Source organism: uncultured Bifidobacterium sp., from assembly GCF_959020155.1.
GTDB lineage: Bacteria > Actinomycetota > Actinomycetes > Actinomycetales > Bifidobacteriaceae > Bifidobacterium.
Genome location: NZ_CAUERC010000006.1, coordinates 1 through 24,306, shown reverse-complemented (window position 1 = coordinate 24,306; position 24,306 = coordinate 1). Strand labels below are relative to the sequence as shown.

Annotated in this window: 19 protein-coding genes; 6 read left to right on the top strand and 13 right to left on the bottom strand. The window is 57.5% G+C overall.

The features are described 5' to 3' along the window. Positions 1–678 precede the first annotated feature (678 nt). The 7 genes from Q5H31_RS03235 to Q5H31_RS03205 form a co-directional block, all read right to left on the bottom strand. Positions 679–1,707, bottom strand: a complete 1,029-nt coding sequence (locus Q5H31_RS03235) for a LacI family DNA-binding transcriptional regulator (protein WP_302457491.1) — start codon at positions 1,705–1,707, stop codon at positions 679–681. Between the two features lie 120 nt (positions 1,708–1,827). Next, positions 1,828–2,634, bottom strand: coding sequence for a TraX family protein (locus tag Q5H31_RS03230; RefSeq protein WP_039775962.1), 807 nt, complete (start codon positions 2,632–2,634; stop codon positions 1,828–1,830). Positions 2,635–2,792: 158 nt separating this feature from the next. Continuing rightward, positions 2,793–3,575: an HAD family hydrolase gene (locus tag Q5H31_RS03225; protein WP_052252764.1), complete on the bottom strand. Its 783-nt coding sequence runs from the start codon at positions 3,573–3,575 to the stop codon at positions 2,793–2,795. Between the two features lie 96 nt (positions 3,576–3,671). After that, positions 3,672–5,726, bottom strand: a complete 2,055-nt coding sequence (locus Q5H31_RS03220; protein ID WP_302457490.1) for an alpha-amylase family glycosyl hydrolase — start codon at positions 5,724–5,726, stop codon at positions 3,672–3,674. Between the two features lie 15 nt (positions 5,727–5,741). Then, positions 5,742–6,641, bottom strand: a complete 900-nt coding sequence (locus Q5H31_RS03215) for a sugar ABC transporter permease (RefSeq protein ID WP_003811270.1) — start codon at positions 6,639–6,641, stop codon at positions 5,742–5,744. Further along, positions 6,638–8,011: a carbohydrate ABC transporter permease gene (locus Q5H31_RS03210; protein ID WP_118278453.1), complete on the bottom strand. Its 1,374-nt coding sequence runs from the start codon at positions 8,009–8,011 to the stop codon at positions 6,638–6,640. Before Q5H31_RS03210 ends, Q5H31_RS03215 begins: the two co-directional genes overlap by 4 nt. 271 nt (positions 8,012–8,282) lie before the next feature. Continuing rightward, on the bottom strand, positions 8,283–9,527 hold the full coding sequence (locus tag Q5H31_RS03205; RefSeq protein ID WP_085382754.1) for an extracellular solute-binding protein: 1,245 nt from the start codon (positions 9,525–9,527) through the stop codon (positions 8,283–8,285). Between the two features lie 239 nt (positions 9,528–9,766). On the opposite strand from Q5H31_RS03205, the gene Q5H31_RS03200 reads away from it, so the two are divergent. Further along, positions 9,767–11,398 carry an alpha-amylase family glycosyl hydrolase gene (locus Q5H31_RS03200; RefSeq protein WP_302457489.1) on the top strand — a complete coding sequence of 544 codons (1,632 nt, stop codon included), beginning with the start codon at positions 9,767–9,769 and terminating at the stop codon, positions 11,396–11,398. Positions 11,399–11,684: 286 nt separating this feature from the next. Beyond that, a complete protein-coding gene (gene malQ / locus Q5H31_RS03195; protein WP_039775972.1) occupies positions 11,685–13,853 on the top strand; it encodes a 4-alpha-glucanotransferase in 2,169 nt (722 codons plus the stop codon). Positions 13,854–13,969: 116 nt separating this feature from the next. Here the strand turns inward: malQ and Q5H31_RS03190 are convergent, their stop codons facing one another. Then, a complete protein-coding gene (locus tag Q5H31_RS03190; RefSeq protein ID WP_033500354.1) occupies positions 13,970–15,718 on the bottom strand; it encodes an alpha-amylase family glycosyl hydrolase in 1,749 nt (582 codons plus the stop codon). A gap of 214 nt (positions 15,719–15,932) precedes the next feature. Between Q5H31_RS03190 and Q5H31_RS03185 the strand changes: the two genes are divergently transcribed. After that, entirely contained in the window at positions 15,933–16,535 is a 603-nt protein-coding gene (locus Q5H31_RS03185) for a YesL family protein (RefSeq protein ID WP_011743859.1), read from the top strand. A 199-nt stretch (positions 16,536–16,734) separates the two neighbouring features. On the opposite strand, the gene Q5H31_RS03180 is transcribed toward Q5H31_RS03185, so the two are convergent. Then, positions 16,735–17,577 (bottom strand): carbohydrate ABC transporter permease, encoded by an 843-nt coding sequence (locus tag Q5H31_RS03180; RefSeq protein WP_003811287.1) that lies wholly within the window; start codon positions 17,575–17,577, stop codon positions 16,735–16,737. Beyond that, entirely contained in the window at positions 17,574–18,428 is an 855-nt protein-coding gene (locus Q5H31_RS03175; protein WP_034984726.1) for a carbohydrate ABC transporter permease, read from the bottom strand. Before Q5H31_RS03175 ends, Q5H31_RS03180 begins: the two co-directional genes overlap by 4 nt. Before the next feature lie 342 nt (positions 18,429–18,770). Between Q5H31_RS03175 and Q5H31_RS03170 the strand changes: the two genes are divergently transcribed. Then, positions 18,771–19,781, top strand: a complete 1,011-nt coding sequence (locus tag Q5H31_RS03170) for a LacI family DNA-binding transcriptional regulator (protein WP_055055017.1) — start codon at positions 18,771–18,773, stop codon at positions 19,779–19,781. 191 nt (positions 19,782–19,972) lie between these two features. Here the strand turns inward: Q5H31_RS03170 and Q5H31_RS03165 are convergent, their stop codons facing one another. Together Q5H31_RS03165 and Q5H31_RS03160 are read right to left on the bottom strand one after the other, a co-directional pair. Further along, positions 19,973–21,322 (bottom strand): ABC transporter substrate-binding protein, encoded by a 1,350-nt coding sequence (locus Q5H31_RS03165; RefSeq protein WP_034984887.1) that lies wholly within the window; start codon positions 21,320–21,322, stop codon positions 19,973–19,975. 308 nt (positions 21,323–21,630) lie between these two features. Beyond that, on the bottom strand, positions 21,631–22,335 hold the full coding sequence (locus tag Q5H31_RS03160; RefSeq protein WP_035011415.1) for a histidine phosphatase family protein: 705 nt from the start codon (positions 22,333–22,335) through the stop codon (positions 21,631–21,633). Positions 22,336–22,432: 97 nt separating this feature from the next. Here Q5H31_RS03160 and Q5H31_RS03155 point away from each other — a divergent pair, with 97 nt between their 5' ends. After that, positions 22,433–22,810, top strand: a complete 378-nt coding sequence (locus Q5H31_RS03155) for a DUF4235 domain-containing protein (protein WP_003811300.1) — start codon at positions 22,433–22,435, stop codon at positions 22,808–22,810. Positions 22,811–22,918: 108 nt separating this feature from the next. Continuing rightward, positions 22,919–23,698, top strand: a complete 780-nt coding sequence (locus tag Q5H31_RS03150; protein WP_302457488.1) for a nitroreductase family protein — start codon at positions 22,919–22,921, stop codon at positions 23,696–23,698. 141 nt (positions 23,699–23,839) lie between these two features. On the opposite strand, the gene Q5H31_RS03145 is transcribed toward Q5H31_RS03150, so the two are convergent. Continuing rightward, positions 23,840–24,091, bottom strand: coding sequence for a hypothetical protein (locus Q5H31_RS03145; RefSeq protein ID WP_003811303.1), 252 nt, complete (start codon positions 24,089–24,091; stop codon positions 23,840–23,842). Between the last annotated feature and the right edge of the window lie 215 nt (positions 24,092–24,306).

The following is a 24,306-nucleotide window of genomic DNA, read 5'->3' as shown; positions in this document are numbered from 1 at the left end:
GAAGTTACTGCTACGGTGGCCATCATGGCTACCGCTATGGCGGCGGCGGTCAGGGAGCGGGTACGCGAAAGCACGCGACCGGTTGCCGATCGCGTTCCTGCATAGTGTCGTGGTGCGTTGCCGACACCATTACGCCATTGCCTCATCTTGTCCCCTATCCGCAAAGTGTTCACCCTTCTGAGTCCCTCAACTCGAGGGTTGATATCCTTTGCATAATGCCGTTATCACTTCTGTTTTACGTATAGCTTCTGCGCTGTTCCCATCTCCGGCAACACAGCCGGAAACCTCTGTTTTCCCTTTTTCTCTGACCTACGGTTTACTATGATAACCTTTGCAGTTATGAAAACAAAATGAAACAGAAAGAACCCACACCCCCTCCCCCGATACGTTTTTTCGTCCCCTCTCACGGGGACAACGCTTTAAAGCCTGATATTCAACGGTTTGTCAACGATTGCAAAATCAAAAAACACATGCTGATCATTGAATGAAATTCATCATTCATCAGCCCCCGATTGGCGTGTCATGAAACACATCACTGCAAATTGTTTCATTTTTTTCCTGAAAACGTATGCCACACACCGTGACTACAGTGGGGGTATCCCTTATCAATCCACCCCAGGCCATCACAATCAGCCCGTCGGCATTGACGGGCTGCGGAAGGGTAATGAGACTCGGCTCTCAGCGGCCAGTGCCGTACACGGAATCGGTGCCGCGTAGTACGAGCTGGGCGCGCACAATCTCATGCGCGTTCTCAAGCGGCTTGCCTTCGATAAGCTTCATGGCCTTTTGTGCGGCCGCGCGACCCATCGCATACGGATCCTGGCGCATGGTGGTCAGGTTCACAGTGTCGGCGTACGGCGAATCGTCGAAGCCGATAATCGAATAGTCACTCGGCGTGTGGTGGCCGTAACGTTCCAAACGCAACACCAGCGGAATCGCCATCATATCCATCTGGCAGCAGATCGCGTCCGGGAACTCGTCCAACGCAAGCAGCGCGGTCAACGCCGAGTCGGCGAAGGTCTTGCCACGCGGCACAGAGACGACGCGCCACTTGAAGTCATGGGAGGCCCCCATCGTCTTGCAGGCGCGGATGAAGCCCTGTCCTCGCGCATCGATGGAGGAATTAATGGAATCGACCGCATCGGAGCACACGTACACGATATTCTTGTGCCCCAGATTGATCAGATGCTGGGCGGCGGTGAACATGCCGTCCTCATCGTCGATGGAGATGGTGGCGTCGAAGCCGTTTTGCGTCGGCGTATTGATGCCAATAATCGGTACGTGGATGCGCTTGAGCTGCTGGATTTCCTTCGGCTCCACGCCGAACGATATCACGAATACTGCGTCCACGTTGCGGCGGACCGGCAGATTCGTGAAGAAGTCGCGGCGGTTTTCGGCGGTGTCGACGTGCTGGAACAGCGATACGTCATACCCGGCATTATGCATGACGGATTCGATTCCAGCGAACACTTCCGTATTGAACCAGCTAGTGATCTCTTCATTCATCAGCATCGCCACACGGTACGATTGACCCGATTTCAACGATGTCGCGGAACGTGAGATGTTGAAATCAAGCTTGTCCGCCGTTTCCAGCACCTTGCGGCGCGTACGTTCGGACACCAGTTCCGGCCGCGTGAACGCGCGCGATACCGTGGAAATCGACACACCCGCGGCCTTGGCCACCTCGCGAATGCCTGCTCTATCCATCTCTCAACCCCTTTGCGGTTTCTGCATCATAATCACAAACGTTCCCAGCCTTGGAAACACTCGCTTGAGCGGCGATGCTCTCTCAATCTGTTTCTATCATACTGCGAACGTTGTCAAAAATCACGCCAGTGTTGCACAAATCGCACAAATTATCAAAATAACCGGGTAAACCGCGTAAAAAGCCCATTTCGTCCACTGATGCTTATAGCCCAGCTTGCCGTTGTAGTAGTGCACGAACGCCACGCCCACGCCCGGCGCGATCATCATCACGGCGCCGAACAGGCCGGCTGTGAACATCATCGAATTCTCATACTGGCGCATCAGAGCGAAAATCAGCACGAAGCCAAGCGTCACCGAACCGATGCTCATCATGTGCTGGCGTAGGCCGATACGCAGCAGCAGGTCCCACAGCAGACCAATCACCACCAGTCCGACCGACAACAGCACCTTCATGGCCTTCTGATAGCGCGACGCCACCCAGTCGAGCGCGGCAAGCACAACAAACGCAACGAACAGGCCGAAAACGGGATTCTGCGAGCCCAGGTCGAAAGCCTTATGCGATGTGGCGAGGTCGTACGGCACCTCGCACACCACGGCGAGAATGAACAGCTGCAGGCCGTACGCGACCCGGCTGTGCGTTTCACGGAAACCCTGCACCAGCAGCCACGCGTAGATCGGAATGGCGAACCAGGACACCACTTCGCTCAGGACCATCGCCGTCAGCGACGTCATATTGTTGGTATCGGAGCCGAAGAACAGCGGCACGATGGTGGTGCTGCCGGCGGACAAGGCCAACGCCACCGCGCCGATGACCTTAAGTTGGAACACCGTCAGTCCGCGACGTTTTTTCCTGTTGCGGCGAGCGCCGCCGAATCCGATTTGGTCGGTCGAATCGGTTCGAGCTCCCTGCTCGGCATAGCCTTCCATATGTCCTCCTATTGCGATTTTTCCGCGCGTCGCACGTGGCACGTGCACCTTACGCACGCCTTACGCACGTATGCCTTTTACGACTTGCGACTTTCCCGCACGCCACAGCGGCTTCCCGCACGTCCCATGCGATTTAAGCTCAGCGCCCACCGCGCGCCTTATGCGTCCAGCACGAATTTCAGCAGCCCGTCGTAGTCGGCTCCGGTAAACGAACATACCGCATGTGCCGAAACGTCCGGGTCGTCCGCCGGTGAAATTTCCGTGCGGAAGTATGCCGCGTCGAGGCCGGCGGAATTGGCGCCGATGATGTCGTTGCGCTCGTCGTTGCCGACCATGAGCGCGTGCTTGGCGGTGACGAATTCACGGTCGAGCGCCAGCATGTACAGGTCGCGTGCGGGCTTGCGGATTTTCTCTTCACTGGAGATGATCACGTCGTCCAGTACGCCGGCAAGGCCGGTCTCTTCCAGTTCGGGGCGTGTGTAGCAGGCCTGCGCGTTGCTCAGCAGCGCCACGACCATGCCGGCGTCCTGCAGTTGTTCGATCATGTCGAGCGCGCCGGGGTACAGCCGGAACAGGCTGGTGCTGCCTTGGCGGAACGCCCATGCGGCTTTCAGCGCGGCCTGCGGTAGCGCGAGTTTCTTTTCCGCTTCCTCGCTGCGATTCATGAGCAGGGACCGGTAGACCGGCAGGATGTCGAATTCGTCCCACCCGTTGCGAACGATTGCACGGTCGGCTTGGTGGACCATTTCGCGGGCTTCGAGCTTTTCGAACTGGTCGCGCATCACGTCGACGGATTCGTACTGCGCGCCCAATTCGGTCACGCAATCGTACAGCGCCTGCCATGCGGCCTCGCTCTGCTCATCGGTACGAATGTCGATCAGCGTTCCGTACAGGTCGAAAAACACCACCTCGTACCGCGGATTGCGCGCTCCGATTCCCACTGTCGTATCCTTTCTGGTTTTCCGGCCCCATTGCCGTATCGGTTACGGCGACCGCAGCTTTGCGGTCGCCGTTTTGTAGCTTCCCTACTGAGAGTATTACTGCAACCGCCAGATTGCAAACGTATGCGGTGGAACAATCAAATAATCGCCATCACCTGCGCTCACATTGCCTTCCATCGGACTGACGGACGAGCCGAGACCACACCAGTATCTCCGTATTCCGTCAATCGGTTCCAAACCCGTTACGGCCACGTCAATAACGCCGACGTGTCTGCTTGGATTGGCGGCCATCAGATAATCGCCGACGCGGAACACGAGTTCGTCGCCTTCCGTATCGACGATATTGCGATTGCCGTCGAACCACTGTGGATCAGACTTGCGCAATGCAATCAACTTCGCGTAATACTCAATCAAATCGCGCTTCTGCCATGCACGGTTCCAATCGAGCCAGTTAAGCTCTTTGGCGGAATCGTAAGAATCAGAGCTGCCGAATTTGGTACGTGCGAACTCCTCGCCGGACAGCATGAACGGGATGCCGGCGGAGGTAAGCGTGATACCCACAGCCAGCTTGTTGGCGTCCATCACGTCGGTCAGCGCGGCCGCAATCTGCGGACCGACACCGGCCAGCCCTTCCGCCGAGAAATCGGCGTCATACATGACTTTTGGCACATCCACGGTATTTTCGTTAACGCCTTCGGCCACGGTGCTGCCCAACGAACCAGCCGCAAAGCTCGCGCACAACTTGTCCCACAGCGTGAGGTCGTCGTGCGCGGACACGTATTGAATGACCTGACCTGCCACTCCTTCCGAATGTTTGCCGCGACGCCACGCGTCCACGGCCTCACGCACAGCCGCTACGTTCTCGTGCATGCCACCGTTCACATAACCCGGGCGGTCCGAGAAGAACACATGGCCCTTGATGGTGTCTCGCGTGGTGTCGCAGAAGTGGCCGATGCGACTGTCAAGCTTCGACAGGCCTGACTTGTCAGCCAGCACGGTGTCGCTGGGCAGCGGCGCGGTGGCGCCCGCGGACCACGGTTCGCCGTACATGAGGATGTCGCGTCCACAGCCGGGAATCTCGTCCAGCGCGGCACGCACGGCATTCATGGTGTCCACGTCAATCAGCCCCATCAGGTCGAAACGGAAGCCGTCCATGTGGTATTCGCGCGCCCAGAACGTCACGGATTCCACGATGAACCGGCGGAACATCTTGCGTTCGGTGGCCATATCGCAGCCGCAGCCGGATCCGTTGGCCAGCGCGCCGTTGGGCTTACGGCGCAGGAAATAGTCCGGCACCGACCGCTCAAACCAATTATCGGGCGAGAACATGTGGTTGTAGACCACGTCCATGATCACTTTGATGCCGGCGTTGTGCAGCGCCTGCACCATCTGCTTCACTTCGCGGATGCGCACCGACCCGTCGAACGGATTGGTGGAATACGAGCCTTCCGGCACGTTGTAATTGACCGGATCGTACCCCCAGTTGTAGCGATCGCAGGTCTCTTCGTCCACGGAACCGAAATCGTAAATCGGCATGAGCTGCACCGCGGTGACGCCAAGTTTCTTGAGATATGCGACGCCCGTGGGAAAGTCGGGATGCCCGTCCAGAGACGTACCGTCGTCGGTGAACGCCAGGTACTTGCCCCGATGCGATTCGGGGAAACCGCCGGCGGGATCATTGCTGAAATCGCCCACATGGGTTTCCCAGACCACCGTCTGCGCAAGCGGCACGTCCGGCATATGGTCGCGGTACCAACCATCCGGATTGGTGCGGCTGAAGTCCACGACCATGCTGCGCCGGCCGTTCACACCGGCCCCGCGCGCCCACGGATCGGCGACGCGGTCCACGGAACCGCAATCGCGTTCAATCAAAAAGTCGTAATACACGCCGTGCTTGTTGTCGGCGAAATCGTACGTCCAGGAACCGTCGGATTCCGGACGCATCGTGTACTGTCCAATCAGAGCGTCGCCGCTTTCCCCCATGGAGCCACGCGAGAACAGTCTCAGGGTCACCTTCTGTGCGGAAGGAGCCCAGAGAGCGAACTGGGTGCCGGTTTCAGTAACAACGGCACCCAGCGGCCGTTCCAGACACAGCGGGAACGGTTCGGCGACGCTCGTGTTCGGCTGTGCGAAGCTGTCTACGAGCGTCATATCCTTTGCCTTTCTTTAGCCCTTCACGGAGCCCGACATGGACTCCTGATAGAAGCGCTGCATCACAATGAACAGGATGGCGATCGGAACGGAGATCACGACCGCGGCCGCGGCGAAGCGGGCAAACCAGTTCTGGATATATTCCTTCTGCAGCATGAGCCACAGGCCCAATGCCACGGTGTAGTTGGATTGCGTACGGCAGATCACCTTGGCCATGACAAAGTCGAGCCACGGGGTCAGGAAGCCGATGATGGCCTGGTAGACGATCATGGGCTTGCAGATCGGGATGATGATCTTATGGAACACCTGGAAACGGGTGCAACCGTCGAGCAGGGCGGCTTCGTCCAGCGAGGTCGGAATGGTGTCCATATAGCCCTTCATCACGTAGAAGCCAGCGCCGGAACCGGCGGAGTACACGAGAATCAACGCCACGGTAGTCATGGTGCCGCTTGACAGGCCCAAGGCCTTCAAGATGAAGTAGATGGCGGTGACGGCCATGATACCCGGGAACATGCCAAGAATCAGCACAACGTTCATGAAAGTCTTGCGCACACGGAAACGCATACGGCTCATGCAGTATGCCACAGAGAGCACGAAGATCAGAGAAATCGCACAGGTGAAGCAGGCGATGATGAACGTGGTGCCGAACATCTTCGGGAAGTCCAACACGTTGCGGTCGGTGAACAGCACCCTATAGTTGTCCAGAGTCCACTCCTTCGGGAAGAAGGAGCTGGTGTACGGGGCGGTGTTCTTATTGAACGACTCCGCGAACACCCATACGATTGGGACGAGCCAGATGACGGCCAGAATGGCCAGGAACAAGTGGGCGAACACGTCGCCGGTGATACGGCGGATCTTCTGGTCGTGCAGAAGGCCGTGGCTTTCCACTTTGGTTGCGGAATGCTTGTTGCTCATCGGAATGCCTCCTCATTCTTATAGGAGCCGGAATTGCGGTAGGTGATCAGCGAAACGATGGCCAACACGACGAAGGTCATGATGCCGATCACGGCACCGAGATTGTAATCCTGCTTGTCCACGGTCAGCTTGTACAGCCAGGTGATAAGCAAATCAGTGGAGCCTGCGGAATCGCCCAATGGCGTAGGATCGCCGCCGGACAGCAGGTAAATGACGTTGAAGTTGTTCACATTGCCCGTGAAGGTGGTGATCAGATACGGGGTGAGCACGAAGATAATGTACGGCATGGTGATCTTAGTAAAGATCTGCCACCAGTTGGCACCGTCGATCTTCGCCGCCTCATACTGATCGGCCGGAATGTTCTGCAGAATACCAGTGATCTGCATGATGGTGTACGGAATACCGACCCACAGGTTGATGACGATTACGGTGACGCGGGCCCAAGTGGCGTTGGTGAAGAACGGCAGCGGACTATCGATCCAACCCCACGTCTGCAGCATGCGGTTCACCGCACCCTGCGGCTGGAGCATGGTGTGCATGACCAGCAGAGACACGAACTGCGGAACGGCGATGGACATGGAGAAGCAGGCACGCCAGAAACCCTTGAAGTGGGTGGTCTTGCGATTGATGATCATAGCCACGAACATGCCGAGGAAGAAGTTCAGGAAGGTGGCGAAGAAAGCCCAGACCAATGTCCACACCAGCACACGTCCGAACAGTACGGCGTTAACGGTGCCGCCGCTGTTGGAGAAAACCTTGGCGAAGTTCTCAAAGCCGACCCAGTGGAACAGCACGAGGTGCTTGTGGTCATAGCTGGTGAATGCCATTGAAATCATGAAGATCAACGGCAGCACGGTGAACACGACGATGCCCAGCGTGGGCAGGAACATCAGCAGAACGTGCGCCTTGGCATCGAGCAGCTCGCGGACATCGTCCATGAAGCTCGGAGCCTTGCCGTTCTCCTCGAGCAGCACCTGGGACTTGTATGCAGAGCGCACGGACATGACCCACAGGCCGATGAAGGCAGCGGTGATAACCAGAGTGGCGACACCGTACAACAGGATGACCACGGAACGGTCAGGTTCGGTGTAGACCCAGAAGCCGTCGACCAGCTTCTTGCCGCCTGCATTGGTGCCCAAGGTCGGCAACTTGGAAAGATAGTCCACACCATTGATTGCCATGAACACGAAGTATGCGATTTCCAGCGCCAGCATGGCAATGCCCTTGACATACTGCTTGCGCACGATATCGCCAAGACCAAACACCACTGCGGAAAGCTTAGTGAACAGGTCACCACGCCGGAACGCCGCCCTTACCGTGTAAGGCGACGGAGAAACATAATCAGCACCCTGCTTCCGAAGGCGCTTCATCTCCCGTGGGGAAAGAGTTGTTGCTGTCATTTCGACTGCCCTCTCATATGGATATTGAAAGATAAAAAAAGCTTTGCTCCCGGACAAGGGGAAGGAGAATTTAAAAACCTTGCCCGGGAATGCAAAGCTCGGAGGAGGAGTGAGCCACTATGCAAAGTGGAGAGAGACACCGCGACTCGAAGCATCTCTCAAAGCTGCAGGATGGCTGGGGGGATTTGGCAGTGCCAACCACCTGCATTCTTCAGTTATTGGATTTTTAGGATTACTGATTTCACTCAGCGATCTTGCCACCGGCCTGCTTGACCCAATCCTGGTACTTGGCGGCAGCGTTGTCCTTGGTGATTTCCTTGTTGACCAGGGCCTTGCCGAAGGTTTCGGCCGGAGTCCACCAATCGTTCATGCCGGACAGACCGGACTGCAGGAGGGCGGTGTTGGCCATGGTGTCGGCCTGGGCCTTGGCTGCGATGTCGTCGGTGGTCAGGTCGGACAGGGACTTGTCGGTCGGCGGGATGGCGCGCATCTCGTAGTGCAGCTTCTGAGCTTCGGTGGAGCCGAGGTAAGCCGCGAACTGAGCGGCGGCCTTCGGGTTCTTGGCGTTCGGGTTGTAAGCAGCGGCCTTGGTGGCGGCGAAGGACTTCATCTGCTTCTTCTGGCCGTTCACGGTGAAGGTCGGCAGAGAGGTGGCGGCGTAGTTGTCACCCAGGGCCTCCTTCACGTCCTTAGCGGACCAGGTACCGGAGAACAGCACGTCGGCGGAGCCATCCTTGATGGCTGCGAGGCCGGAAGCGCCATCGTCGTTGGAGAAGTTCGGGTTGGCGACCACATCAACCAGATAAGAGGTGATATCGGCGCCGTCCTTCGGGAAGACCATGCCTGCGTCAGCATCATTGCCCTTCTCGCCGAACAGGCTCAGGCCATCATAGAAGCCGTTGATGTACCAAGAATTCTGCAGAGAGAACGCGACCTTGGCCTTGGAAAGGATGGTATCGAAGTCCTTGGCCTCATCCTCGGTGATCTTGGACTTGTTGTAGTACATGAACCACGTGTTGTCGGTGTACGGCACGCCATAGAGCTTGCCATCGGTGCCGGTGACGGAGTTGACTTCGAGGTCACCGTTCTGTTCCTTCACCTGCTTCTCAGCGTCGGTGCCCAGCTGGCCAATGGCCTTGGCGTCCATTAGAACACCCAACTGATCGGAAGCGAACATATAGACATCGGCCGCCGCGGACGGATCAGTGCTGACCTGCTTGGAAGCATCGCCTTCAGAGACCACGTCATTCTTCCACGTGATATTGTATTCCGGATGCGCCTTGGCGAAGTTCTCTTCGACCTTGCCCAGCCAGTTGGTGTCCTTGGCCTGGTCTTCCTGCGGAGCCCAGACGCTCAGGGTGATGTTCTGGGTGCCGGAGGCCTTCTTATCGCTTCCACCATTGTCGGAGCCGCCGCACGCAGCGAGCGGAACCAGCATGGCAACAGCAGCAGTAAGTCCGATTGCCTTCTTCCAATCGATCTTCATTGATCTTCCTTTCCTCACATATCCTTGTGCTCTGCAACATCTCCGGTTGGATGGTATGGACCAAAACCCTGCATACGTTCACATCATCGTTTCTCGGATGATTGCCGACCGCATTGGGGCTACCGAAAATGCATCAGTGCTTGTTAGTGTAGCACGTTTCTGCCAACGTTTGCAATTCAGCGCTATGATTGTTTCAAAGAAACACCGCAAACCGCGAAACATCAAGGAGACACACCCTCATGCCTTCCCCCGCGAAACACCCCCACCCCAAATGGCTTGCCGACGCAATTTTTTATGAAATCTATCCACAGTCCTTCGTCGACTCCAATGGCGACGGCATCGGAGACATCCCCGGAATCACTTTAAAACTGGACTACATCAAGGATCTCGGATGCAACGCGATCTGGCTCAATCCCTGTTTCGACTCGCCATTCAAAGACGCCGGCTACGACGTGCGCGACTACAAAAAGGTGGCATCACGCTACGGCACCAACGACGATCTCATTGCGTTGTTCGACGCCGCCCACCGGCGCGACATGCACGTGATCCTCGATCTCGTGCCAGGCCACACCAGCGAGGAACACGAGTGGTTCCACCGCAGTTGCAAGGCCGAACGAAACAATTATTCCGACCGCTACATCTGGACAGACTCATGGATCTCCGGTGGCGACGGACTGCCATTCATCGGCGGCGAATCGCCCCGCAACGGTACCTACATCTTGAACTTCTTCAAATGCCAGCCGGCGCTCAACTACGGTTTCGCGCACCCCGAACGTAGCTGGCAGAAGCCAGCCCTTGGTCCGGACGCGAAGGCCACTTGCGACGCGATGGTGGACGTCATGCGGTTCTGGCTTTCCCGTGGCGCAGACGGCTTTCGCGTGGATATGGCCGACAGCCTCGTCAAAAAGGACGATGAGGGCAAGCCTTACACCATCCGCACCTGGCAGTACATGTTCGCCCGGATCCGCCCGGCCTTCCCCGAAGCCGCGTTCGTTTCGGAATGGGGACGGCCAGAGGAGTCGATGGCCGCCGGCTTCGACATGGATTTCTATCTCGATTGGCGTTGGGACGGCGTTCCCAACGGCTACAACATGCTGTTGCGCAACGTGGACGACCCGTTGAGCCGCAAGGGCGACAAGAGCTATTTCAACGCCGATTCCGGCACGCCGATCAGCAAATTCCTGGACGAGTACGAGCCGCGTCTGCGCGAAGCGGAAACGGCCGACGGAAATTTTAATTTCATCACCTGCAACCACGACACCGCACGCGTGGCGCCGCGACTGTCGCAGCGCGAAATCGCCCTGGCATACTGCACGCTGTTCGCGATGCCGGGCGTGCCGTTCCTGTATTACGGCGACGAAATCGGCATGCGATACCGCGCACTGCCCGGCAAAGAAGGCGGCTACGTGCGCACCGGTTCGCGCACACCGATGCAGTGGGGTGCGAACGACGCATCCGGAGCACTTCACGTGTCCGATTCTGCAGAATCGGACACTCGGGCTGGCGATGTGACCGGTGGCAGCTACCTGCCCGCCGACCCGTCCGCCGACGCCCCGACCGTCGCCGCACAGCAGGCCGACGCCGAATCACTGTGGCATACGGTGCGCTCCATACTCCACGTCAAGGGGGAATGCGACGCCTTGCGGTCGGGGGCTACGTTCCATGCAATCGAACGCGATAGAGTGTTCGTTTTCGAGCGTTCCACCCACCTGCAGAAGCTGATCATAGCCGTCAATCCAAGCCGCGATTGCAAAGCTTTGCAGCTACCAGATGGTAGTTATCGGACGATTTTCAGCATCGGCGAAAACGAAATTAGCGGCACTTCGCTGCGTCTAGGTCTGCAAAGCTTTGCAATTCTCGAAGCCGAGTAGCAGACGAGCAATGCCCCGTTGGAATAATCGTTTGCAATGCGGAGCGCTGCGCCTTCGTATTGCAAACGATAGTCAATATGGAAAAACAATTCCGGTTATCTATATTCCTGAAATTAGAGCAAAATCGCAATATAGCAACACTCTCTTACCGCAAAACACGCTTTGAAAACGATATCATACCGTGATATAGTTATCTTTGGTGCGAATGCCACCAGCATCGAAGCTGCGGCAATCGCAAGCAATGTAGCATGTCAGCCGTCACAAACGGCGCGGAAAGAAGGGACCTATGACACAGACCCAGCAGACCGAAAGCGCAGAACGCATCGCACGGCCTCTTATCCAGCTCGCCAAGCTCAATGGCATTTCCACGTCGTATATCGACCAGCTCGGCACCTATGTGGAAATCCGCGACGAAGTGCTCGTCTCCGTATTGGCCGCACTCGGCGTGGACGCATCCAGCGACGAAGCGATCACCGCCTCCTATGCGGCGACCCAGCAGCGCATCGCAGACACACTTGTTGAGCCGACCGTCGTGAAGTTCATCGGCAAGGAAGCCGTCACGCCAATCCGCGCGAAAGGAAACGACGTGGCGCTGAAGCTGACGTTGGAAGACGGCACGGAATATGCGGGCGATCTGACCGCGTATCTGACGGGCTCGAACGCAGATGACGGCTCGCTGCAACTGACGCTGCCGGACGATATTCCCGCCGGCTACCACACGCTGGCCGTCGATGCCGGCCCGCTGCACGCCGAAGCCGCGCTGATCTGCGCACCGGCACGCATCGAACTGCCGCCAGCAGTAGCGGAAAAGCAACGTTGGGGCTGGATGGCACAGATGTATTCCATCCGTTCCGCTGAATCCTGGGGCGTGGGCGACTATGGCGATCTGAAGCTGCTGCTGTCCGACGCGGCAACGAAATCGCATGCCGATTTCATGCTTATCAACCCGATTCACGCCACCGCGCCGGTGCCGCCGCTGGAGCCGTCGCCGTATCTTCCCGAATCGCGTCGTTTTCTCAATGTGACGTACATCCGTCCGCAGGATATCGCTGAATATGCGGAACTCAACGAGGCGGACCAGGCCGAAGTGGCGCGTCTGCACGCGGAAGTCTCGCCAGCCAACGACAGTATCGAGCCGCTCGACATCAATTCCGCTTGGTGGCACAAGCGCCAGGCGCTGCAGCTTGTGTACAACGTGCCGCGTTCCGTCGAGCGTCAGGCCGCGTTCGACGCGTTCAAGGAGGCCGCGGGTCCGGATCTGCGCGCGTTCGCCGCATGGTCGGTGGCGTTCCAGGTGTGGGGCGCGCCGTGGGAAGGCACGTGGTTCAAGGACACGAACCGCGATTCGCCTGAAGTGGTGAAGCTCATGCGCGAGCACGCCGATATGGTCGATTTCGAATGCTGGCTGCAGTGGATCGCCGACGAGCAGGTGACAGCCGCGCAGAACGCCGCCCGTGACAGCGGTATGGCACTCGGCCTCATGCAGGATATGGCCGTGGGCGTGCACTCGCTCGGCGCGGACGTGTGGTGGAATCCGGAACGTTTCGCAGTAGGCAGCGTAACCGTGGGCTGCCCACCGGACTTCTACAACCAGCAGGGTCAGGATTGGGGCCAGCCGCCGTTCAATCCGAATTATCTGGCCAAAACTGGTTATGGCGTGTACCGCGAGATGGTGCACAACATGTTCTCGCACGCGGGCGCGGTGCGCATCGACCATGTACTCGGCCTATTCCGTCTGTGGTGGATTCCGCAGGGCGAAGGCGCGCGCGGTGGCGCGTACGTTACGTACGACTATGAGGCGATGATCGCGATCCTGACCATTGAAGCGTCCCGCGTGAACGGTTTGGTGGTCGGCGAGGATCTGGGCACCGTGCCTGATTACGTACGCACGGTACTCGGCGAGCACGGCCTGCTGGGCTGCATGGTGGAATGGTTCGCCCGCGTGGACGACTCCCCCAACGCCGGCGACCCGTACGCCGATCCGTCCACGTACCGCAAGTACGCGCTGGCTTCCGTCACCACGCACGACCTGCCGCCGACCGCCGGCTACCTGCAGTTCGAGCACGTCAAGCTGCGCGAACAGCTGCACCTGCTGTCCGGCCCGGTCGAGGAGTTCCAGGCTTCCGCCACCGCCGAACGCGACGCGATGATGGACCGTCTCGTGGAGTCCGGCCTGATCACGCCGGAAGTGGCGGGCGATGTGGAAGGCCACATCCAGGAAATCGTCGAGGCGATGCACAAGATGCTGCTCAAGTCGCCGTCCGTGCTGCTGCAGGCCGCGCTGGTGGATGGCGTGGGCGAGACGCGCACGCAGAACCAGCCGGGCACGTCCAGTGAATACTCCAACTGGCGTGTGCCGCTGGCAGGCCCGGACCTCAAGGTGGTGCACACCGATGAGGTGTTCGATCTGCCGCGCGTGCAATCGCTTGCCGCCATCATGAACGGCGAGAAGTAGCGTTTAGACTTACCATTCCCCTTTCCTTACAAACCAAAATTCCGGTCCTCCTTGTGGAGGGCCGGAATTTTTCATATACGCAAGGCGATTTGGGAGCAGTTAGGTTCAGCGGTCGATCAGCCCAGCAGCAGCCATACGGAGGCGTCGCTATCCAGCTTGCCGTCGTCCGTCAACGGCACGGAATTTGCGATGGCGACCGCATCGTCCGGCAGGGCGATCGGCTCGTCGCCGAAATTGGTGACGGACAGGAATCGACGGCCTTCCGTGGCCGGACGCGAGTAGGCGACCACCGTATCGCCCATGTCCAGCAGGTCGGCGGACGTGTCTCCGGTTGCCGTCAGCACCGTCTGTCGCAACTGCAACAGCTTGCGGTACAAGTGCAGCATGGAACCGTTGTCATCGGCCTCGACGTCGGCCGCGAAATCCTTGAACCAGGCCGGCTGCGGCAGGTGCGCGTCGGCGGAATCGCCCTGCTCCGGGCCGAAACCGAACGTGCCGCCGGTGATGAAGTCCGGGCTCCACGAAGCCGGTTCGCCGCAATCGGCAGCCTTCCACGGCATCGGTGCACGGCAGCCATCACGACCCTTGTCGGTGAAGTTGCGACGGGTGTTGAACGGCGTCGGATCCTCAAGACGATCCCACGGAATGTTCGCCACTTCGAACAGGCCCAGTTCCTCGCCCTGATACACGTAGGCGGAACCCGGCAGGCCCAGTTCCATCAGCGCGGCTGCGCGGGCGCGACGGGTGCCGAGCTCACGATTCTCGCGGTAGGTCTCTCCGTCACGCAACAGCCAATCGTGCGCCAGCTGGTGGTACGGAGCGTCCTTCACCTGCGGCAGACCGAAACGCGACGGACTGCGCGGCACATCGTGGTTGTTCATAACCCACGTCGTGGTGGAACCGTGCGTTTCCTCGGCGGCGCGCAAGCCGTCAGCAATGGCCGTACGGAACTCGTCGGCGAACCAGTTGGCTTCGGCGAACTCGAAATTGAACACCTGGCCGAGCTCGTCGGTGGACGCGTACAGATGCTGCGATTCGGCCTTCACCCACGCCTCGCCGACGGCGAAACGCGGCGGATTGTACTCGTTGAACACCTGACGCCATTCGCGGTAGATGTCGTGCACTTCCGGACGGTCCCACAGCGGGCTGAACGCGCCGTCCGCCGGCAGCACATGCTGCACCGCGGCCGGATCCATGTCGGCCAGCGGCACGGAATCGAGGTCCTTGGCCAAGCCGTGCGCCACGTCGATGCGGAAGCCGTCGGCGCCGTGGTCGGACCAGAATCTCAACGTTTTCTTGAATTCCTCGTGCACGTCCGGATTCTTCCAATTCAGATCCGGCTGCTCCTTGGCGAACATGTGCAGGTACCACTGTCCGTCATCGACCTGCTGCCACGCCGGGCCGCCGAACAGCGACTGCCAGTCGTTCGGCGGCAGCTCGCCGTGCTCGCCGCGGCCTTCGCGGAAGATGTAGCGGTCGCGTGCGGCCGAACCGCGGCCGGCGGCGAGCGCCTCGATGAACATCTTGTGCTTGTTGGACGTGTGGTTCGGCACGATGTCGACGATCACCTTGATGCCGGCTTCATGCGCGGCGGCGGCCATCGCGTCGAAATCGGCCATGGTGCCGAGGCGCGGGTCCACGTTGCGGTAGTCGATCACGTCGTAGCCGCCGTCGGCCAGGTCGGACGGGTAGAACGGGCTCAGCCAGATCGCGTCGATGCCGAGATTCTTCAGGTAATCCATTTTCTCGGTGACGCCGGCGATGTCTCCCAACCCGTCGCCGTTCACGTCTTTGAAGCTGCGCGGGTAGATCTGGTAGACGACGGCTTGCTTCCACCAATCGTCACGCATGTTGTTTGCTGTCACCATAACCCCTTTTGTCGTAGTCCATCGGATGCGGAGCACTGTCTCCGCTACATGAAAACGATAACATCAAGCAAAGCGAAACGCTAATGAAAACTTAATCATTGCAGCACATCAAACGTTTGACGAAAATGTGCATACTCCAGCTGTATCGAGTAGAATCGCAGAAGATTCGACTTGCATACGTTGCTATACGGATGCCATACGAAAGGCGATTATGAAGTTCCTCTCCCCCGATTCCGGCTTTATGCGCGGCCTGAGCGACGCCGTCGACGCGATCTGGATCAACATTCTGATGCTCGTCACCAGCATTCCGATCATCACGATCGGCGCGGCACTGACCGCCGGCCACGACGCCGTCCGTCGCACGCTGTCCGGCGAAGGCACGGCGACGCGCAATTATTTCAAGGCGTTCCGTTCGAATTTTGCGAAATCGACCGGCTATTGGCTGATTTTCGGCACGACCGGCACGCTGTGCGTCTACTCGTGGATCGTGCTGCAGATCACGCCGCTGCTCATTCCGAAATTCGCGTTGACGATTGTGTGGCTCATCGGTTTCGAATGGGTGTGGGCGTTGCAGGCGCGGTTCGAGAACTCGTTCTGGCGCACGCTTGGCAACGCTTTTGTGTTCGGCGTGAGCAACATCGGCCACACGTTGGCATTGGTTGCGATCGACGCGGTGTACGTGGCGCTGCTCGTGGCCAGCTGGGTTTACATGCCGCAGGGCCTGTTCCTGCTGCTCATACTGGGGTATGGCACGATGCTGATGCTGCATTCGCCGATTCTCGAGCATGTCTTCCGCAAGTACATCAGCAAGTAATTAGGCACGAAAAAAGGGACTGATTCGCATCAGTCCCTTAAATTTTTCTGGGTGAAAATCAGCCCTTCACCGCGCCGCCTTCGGCCCTGCAATTAAGGACCGCGCTACGCGCGGGCTCAACGTTACCCTCGCGGCATAGCCGCTCGGGCTGGAGCCTGGGAACAGCGCACTGCGCTGTTCCCTAAGGGCTGATCGAAGATCAGCCCTTAACGGCTCCAGCCATAACACCCTTGACGATGTACTTCTGGCAGATGAGGTAGAAGATGATGATCGGGATGATGGCCATAACTAGGCATGCCATCATGGCGCCCATATCCACGGAACCATAACCGCCCTTCAGATACTGCACCGCCACGGAAATGGTCTTGTACTTGCCCAGGTCGAGCGTCAGGTACGGCAGCAGGTAGTCGTTCCAGATCCACATGGCCTGCAGAATAGCCACGGACACAATGGACGGCTTCATGATCGGCACAACGATCTGGAAGAAGATACGCGGCACGGAAGCACCATCGATCATGGCGGATTCTTCCAGCGATTCCGGAATGCCCTTAACCACACCGGTGAAGATGAACACGGCCAGACCAGCGCCGAAGCCCAGATACACGAAGCACAGACCCCACGGGGTGTTGAGCTTGAGCATATCGGCCAGCTTGGAGAGGGTGAACATGACCATCTGGAACGGTACAATCATGTTGAACAGGAACAACGTGTACAGCAGCTTTGCAGCCCAGTTGTTCACGCGGACAATCCACCATGCGCACATCGAAGTGCACACCAGAATCAGCGCCACGGAACCGACAGTGATGAGCAGGGTCCAGCCGAAACTGGCAAAGAAGTTCGTGGTATCGAGGCCACGCGTATAGTTTTCAAGTCCAACGAACGCCTTACCGGTCGGCAGGGAGAACGCGTTACGAGAAATATACGCCTTCTGCTTGAAAGAGTTGATGATCACCAGCACGATCGGGAAGATCCACGCCAGCGAAACCACCGCGAACAGTACGGACCACAGTGCGCCGTGCTTGACTTTTTCTCCGGAGTTCATGCCTCCACCTCCTTGCTCGTGGTGAGCTTGTTCTGGATGAGCGCCACGATGGCCACCAGAATGAAGAACAGCACTGCCTTCGCTTGGCCGACGCCTTCCCAGCCCATACGGCCGTAGAACGTGCGGGTAATGTTCATTGCCAGACCTTCAGACATGTTCGACGGAGCGCCGTTGGTCAATGCAAGGTTCTGATCGTACAGCTTGAAGCCGTTGGTGACGCACAGGAACGAGCATACGGTGATAGACGGCATCATCAGCGGAATGATGATCTTGAACATGGTCTGGGTGCCGTTTGCGCCGTCCACGGAAGCCGCTTCGAGCACGTCGGTCGGCAGCGACTGCATGCCTGCGATGTAGATAATCATCATATAGCCAATCTGCTGCCAGCACACCAAGATGACCAAGCCCCAGAAGCCGTAGGTTGCGCTATACGTCAACGCGCGGCCCCAGTGAGCGAGAATGCCGTTGAGCAGCAGCATCCAGATGTAGCCCAGGATAATGCCACCGATGAGGTTCGGCATGAAGAACACCGAACGGAAGATGTTGGAGCCCTTGATGGCCTTGGTAAGCATATATGCGATGGCAAACGCAACCACATTGATCACAACCGTAGTGACAATGGTCAGCGCCGTCGAGAAACCTAACGCATGCAGGAATTCCTTATCCGCAAGTGCCTTCTGATAGTTTTTAAGTCCAATGAATTCCGAGTCAGTCACAGTTGTGAACTTGCAGAAACTCAAATACACACCCATGATGAACGGGATTACAAACCCGATGATAAATGCAGCGAACGTCGGTAGCGCAAACAGAGCCCACCACTTTCGTATCGCTTTGCCGGCCATGCTGATCATAGCTTGCCTGCTTTCTTTCCTCTCCATTCCAACACCGCAGCAACGCGGCATGGAAAACCAACTGCCCCAAATCGGCGAATCACTGCATTGTTTTTCGCCTTTTTAGTTTTTACAGTTGTTATAATAAACAGCGCGACGCGAAATGTCAAACGTTGTCATTTTTACATGTCATAAATCATATATTCTGCATCGTTGTCATAGTATTGACAGCCTGAAAGCATTGTAAATATCAGCCCCGCAACAACTGTGGCACAAATGAAAACGTTTGTAATCCAACTTTTGCAAGAGTGTTTCAATACAGTATGCTGAATATCCAGTAGTTCTACTATACAAGGGGTCACCATGAAAAGCAGCATTCAAGACGTGGCACAACTTGCGCACGTCTCCATTTCAACGGTTTCTCGCTCCTTCACACGTCCCGACCTTGTGTCGAAAGCCACGCGTGACAAAGTCATGAAAGCCGCCGACGAATTAAATTTTTCCATCTCGCGCTCCGCTGCAGCACTCAAAACCGGCCGCGCGCTACGAATCGCGGTGCTGATTTCCGGCCGACTCAATCTGTGGTTCAGTTCGTCCATCATGGAAGGACTGAACGAATCCTTCCATGATGAAGGCTACGACATCTCAATCTATCAGATGTCCAGCGCCGAGGAACGCCGCGCGTTCTTCGACATGCTGCCGGTACGCCGCAATGTCGACGCCGTAATCGTCATTTCCTTCGACATCGACAGCAACGAAATCAGGCAACTCAGGTCAGTCGATGTGCCAATCATCGGCATCAATTCGAGCTTGCCGGAAGAGCGCGGCTTCAACGCCGCCGTGCGCATCGATGACAAGCAGGGATCCGAATTGGCCGCACGCCACTTGATAACGCTTGGCCATCGCGATATCGCTTACATCCGTACCGACCGTGAAGTGACGCTGCACTTCAGCGTGCAGGGCCGTTTCGATTCGTTCATGACGTGCTGCAAGTCCAATGGCGTCGAACCGCGCGTGTTCGTTACCGACGAAGGCAAGAACAACATCAGCAAAGTCGTCACGCAGCTGCTCAGCTCGGACCACATGCCCACGGCGATTGCCTGTCAGGAAGACGGCATCGCAATTCCGCTACTGTTCCAGCTGGAACGCAACGGTTTCACAATACCGAACGACATCTCCATCATTGGCTACGACGACAGCACCTACGCTCGCGATCTCGGTTTGACCACCATCCGTCAGACACCGGTCGAGATGGCACACGAGGCGGCCCGTATGACGCTTGCCCTGATTGACAAGCAGCCGCTTGACGAGCCGTTCAAGACGTTTCCCGCACAGCTAATCGTCCGATCGACCACCGCCAGACTGCGTCACTGACGTTTGCCGCACATTGCGCACACGGCAAACGTACGAAACACAGAAAGGCCGTCATCGCAGAACATTGCGATGACGGCCTTCCGTTGTCTCCACAACCGGCTGGGGCGAAGAGAGGAAAGGAAAAATCCTCGACCTCAGCTAGCTTATTCAGTTATTGAATTGCGATTTGCAACTCATGGTGCAACACAATCTCAGTGAACAGCGTCGTACTCAGTCTTCCAACCGTCAACAAACGCGGTCTTGACGGCATCCCAGTCACCGGTACCCTGAGCGTATTCGAGGAGGGCGGAACCAAGCTTGTTCTTCCACTCTTCGGACGGCATCATGGTGAAGTTCCAAGAGACTGCGGTCTTGCCGGAGTTCTGATCATCAACAGCAGCCTGGACCAGCGGATTGTCGGACTTGACGTCGCTGAAGGACTTGAACGGGGTGGTGAAGCCCATGTCGCTGGACAGAGACTTGATGCCGGTCTTGCTGGTGACGACCCACTTCAGGAAGTCCTTGGTGGCCTTCTTGTCAGCGTCGGAAGCCTTGGAGTTGATGCACCAGTAGTTCTCGGAACCGGTGGCCAGACCCTGCTTCTCTTCGCCCTTGGCACCGATGTAGATCGGGATCATGCCAACGCTGTCAGCCTTCATGCCGGCCTTCTGCAGATCGGACCATGCCCAGGTGCCGTTCTGATAGAACACAGCCTCGCCGAGGGAGAACTCGGAGGTAGAATCATCACCGGTCTTGGAGCTCAGCTGGGTCGGCTCGGTGGTGGAGTCCTTCAGATACAAATCGAAGATGTTCTTATATTCCGGCAGGTAGGTGCCCTTGATGGTCTCCGGCTGCTTGGTGACGTTGTCATCCTTGAACTCATAGTAAAGCGGCAGGTTAGCCAAATGGGTCTTGAAACGCCAGTCGGAGCTGGAGTCGAAGCCGGCGGAGGTGAACGCGCCCTTGACACCAAGCTGGTCCTTCTTAGCCTGGATGTCATCGGCCACGGCCTTCAAGGTATCGAAGTTGTCGATGTCATCGACGCTCTTGATCTTGGCGCCGTCAGTGGCAATGTACTTGGCCAGCAGATCCTTGTTGTAGATCAGGCCATAAGTCTCCATGGCATACGGAACACCGACGACCTTATCCCCATCCTTGAGGGCGACATCCTTGTTGATAAGCTGCTTGTACGGCTCAGTATCGGACATGTCTTCGGTGTAGGACGACCAGTTCTGGTAGCCGACAGGGCCGTTGACCTGGAACAAGGTCGGAGCCTCGGACTTGGCAATCTCGGACTTCAAAGTCTGTTCGTATGTACCGGAAGCAGCGGTCTGGACCTTGACCTCAACACCAGTTTCCTTGGTGTAATCCTTGGCCAGCTTCTTCCATTCGTCGCTGGATTCCGGCTTGAAGTTAAGGAAGTACACCTTGCCCTTGCCGTTATCGGAACTTGAGCTAGAACCACCGCAAGCAGCCAACGTGCCAACAGACATTGCCGCGATAGCGACCATTCCAACTGCTGCCTTAATAGTACGATTCATCATCGAACCTTTCTCTTCCATTCCTGTTCCCAGCTTCTCGTTGGGAAACAATTTGCGGTATCGCGTCATCACGATTCCTAACAACCACTATTGTGCCGCATTTCCCCGATTTTTGCAAACGTAGGCAAAATGAATTCAAAAATCAGACGTCACACCATCGAAAGAAATCCCGAAAATCGTTTATTTTCAATACTTTTAGAGAGCATACTTTTATGCAAGCGTTTGCGACACGCCGCAGCAAAGTGGCAAGTCATGCATGCAATAAAAAGGCGGTTCCAAGGAGGGACCGCCATAATATTCAGCGATATCAAACAGTTCCGTTCGATAATTCAGCAATTCCAGTGTTCGATGACATTGTCACCTTTATATTGGCTTAATACACAATAATGCGCAGTGTCCAATCGCAGCAACCGCGCGAAATGCGGATCAACACCGAGCCATTGCGACGTCAAGATACGAAGAACGTGCGCATGCGCCACCAGCAGCACATCGTTTCCAGCGTCGAGCAACGGTTTGACCGTGGCGATCGCCTCACGTGTGCGCGCCGCAGCTTCCTCCACCGTCTCACCCGGACCGTTGTGCACGGGCACCTGCTCGCCGTTCGGCAAAGTTTCAATCCAATCGCCTTCCAACGATTCGGGAAGTGCCTGCGGACCGTCGCGCCACACATCCCAAGCGAAACCGCCCACCGCACTCACTTCCTGGCGCGTACGCCCTTCGGCACGGCCGTAATCCCATTCCGCGATTTCAGGGAGCACATCGAAATCGCCATATCCGGCCAGCTGCGCCGTCTGCTGGGCTCTGCGCAACGGACTGGCGAACATGCACCCCTGCGCGAAACCCTGGGGAAACGCCTCACGCAACCGTTCGCCGGCGGCACGAGCCTGATCGCAGCCAATGTCAGTCAACGGAATATTGGTGCGGCCGGTGTGCTGTCCGGATTCGCTCCACACGGTCTGCCCGTGACGCAGCAGCACCAAGCGGCCAGGGGTGATTGCGGAAGCGGCATTGCCTCCCAGTTGAGTTTCAGTCATGTCTCTACTCTAGCCGACGCAAGCTGCGTTTTCATCCCATTCCGCCACGTGTCCCGCACATATTCCGGCATGTTTTCCGACGCGTTACACTGGTTTCATGAGTGAAATGCCGAATATGGAATCCAGTGCGGACCGCGTGGTGGCGGCCCTGCACACCGTCGACGAGAAGGTGAATGCGATGCGCGACCAGAGACTGAACGATCCCGATTCATTTGGCGATAAGATTTTCAAGTCCGTCGTGCCCACGTTGGCCGGACTGGTGCTCGGCAAGGCGTTCGAGATGGTGTGGAAGAAAAGCGTCGGCCGCAAGGCCGTCCGTGCCGACGGTACCAAGAACGAGGCTGCGGAAGCGGCGCTCGGCATCGTATTCGCCGTGGTTTCCGCCGGTTTCGGCGCGCTCGTATCGCAACTGTCCGGCCGCGGGTCGAAGGCGATTGTGGACAGGCGGCACGCACGGCAGGCGCATCGCAAGTAAATACGTCGCAAATATCGCAAAGCAGTCTCAAGTAGATATGTTCTCACAGGGAGACGGATTTAGCCCGATTCCCTTGCAAAATCGCGCCGCGCGGACAACAATGGCGGTATGAGCAACATTCTTCATAACGCAACCGTCGACACTCTGCTGGAGCGTCGTTCCATCCGTAAATTCAAGCCGAAGCCGCTGCCGGACGACGTCGTCGAAACGTTGGAGACCGTGGCGCAGCATGCGGCGAGCAGCCAGTTCCTGAACGACTGGTCCGCCATCCGCGTCACCGAGCCAGCCGCCAAGAAGCGTCTTGCCGAAATCGGCGGGCAGCCGTATATCGCGACCGCGCCGCTGCTGTACGTGTTCGTGCTGGACGAGCATCGCAATGCCGCGATCGCCGCACGTAAGGGCGTGGAAGTGGCGTCCGACGCGTTCACTCTCAATGGCAGCTATCGTTTCACGCAGGCGCAGAACGACGCGGTTCTGGCACTGCATGCGATGGAGACGGCCGCGTACTCGCTCGGCTTGGGTTGCGTGATTCTCGGCTCGCTGCTCAACGATGTTCCCGCGCTGATCGACCTGCTGAATCTGCCCGAATACACGTACCCGGTGCTGGGCATTGCAATCGGCAAGCCCGATCAGGAGCCGGCCGTCAAGCCACGTATGCCGCGTTCCATGCAGTTCTTCGAGAACGAGTATCCAAGTAGCGATGAGAAGCTGCTGTCCGGCTTGGATTCGTTCGACGCCGAAGTGCACAAGTATTACGATTTGCGCGATACCGAACGGCCGGTGGACACGTTCAGCGACCAGATTGCGGCAAATGCGATTGACGAGGGCGTGAATGCCAAGGCCGTTGCCGTGCAGGCGAAGCGACAGGGCTTCCGTTTGGAGCGGTAGATACATGGCAGCGCTCGTATCATTGATACGAAGCTGATACAACACAAGGCCCGGTGGATTGCAATGAATCCGCCGGGCCTTGGTTTTATATGTTGCCTTGTTCTCGGTATTGTCCTGTTATGCCCTGCTATTGCTCTGCTATTACCTTCTGCGGGGCTTGTAGCCCTTCTTGCGGGAATGTGGCTTGAGCTGCTGGTTAAGCGGAACATGCATGTAGCTGGATTGTGGATCGCGATGCGTGAGATGCCAAGTACCGCAGAAATCGCAACGGTATACCCAAAGCTCAGTGCCGCGTTCGCGCCAACTCTGGTCGGCGGCCTGCTGAGCCGTTGCCTTGTCGTGATACATGATCTTGTTCGACTCGGTGCAACGTTTGGGTACGAAGTAATGCATAGTTGCCCAGTCTATAAACCCATTGCGATAAAACGCTTGCGCCCTACTTGTGTTCAGGGATAAAAAAAGGTTCCTGGAGCGACGCCCGCCGGGAAGCCCGGAAAGAGAGCATGAAAAAAGGGACCTCCCGGGAGCCAAAGGCTCGACCGGGAGGCCCGATACGTTTGAAGCGGCGGCGTGCTACTCTCCCACACCCTCTCGAGTGCAGTACCATC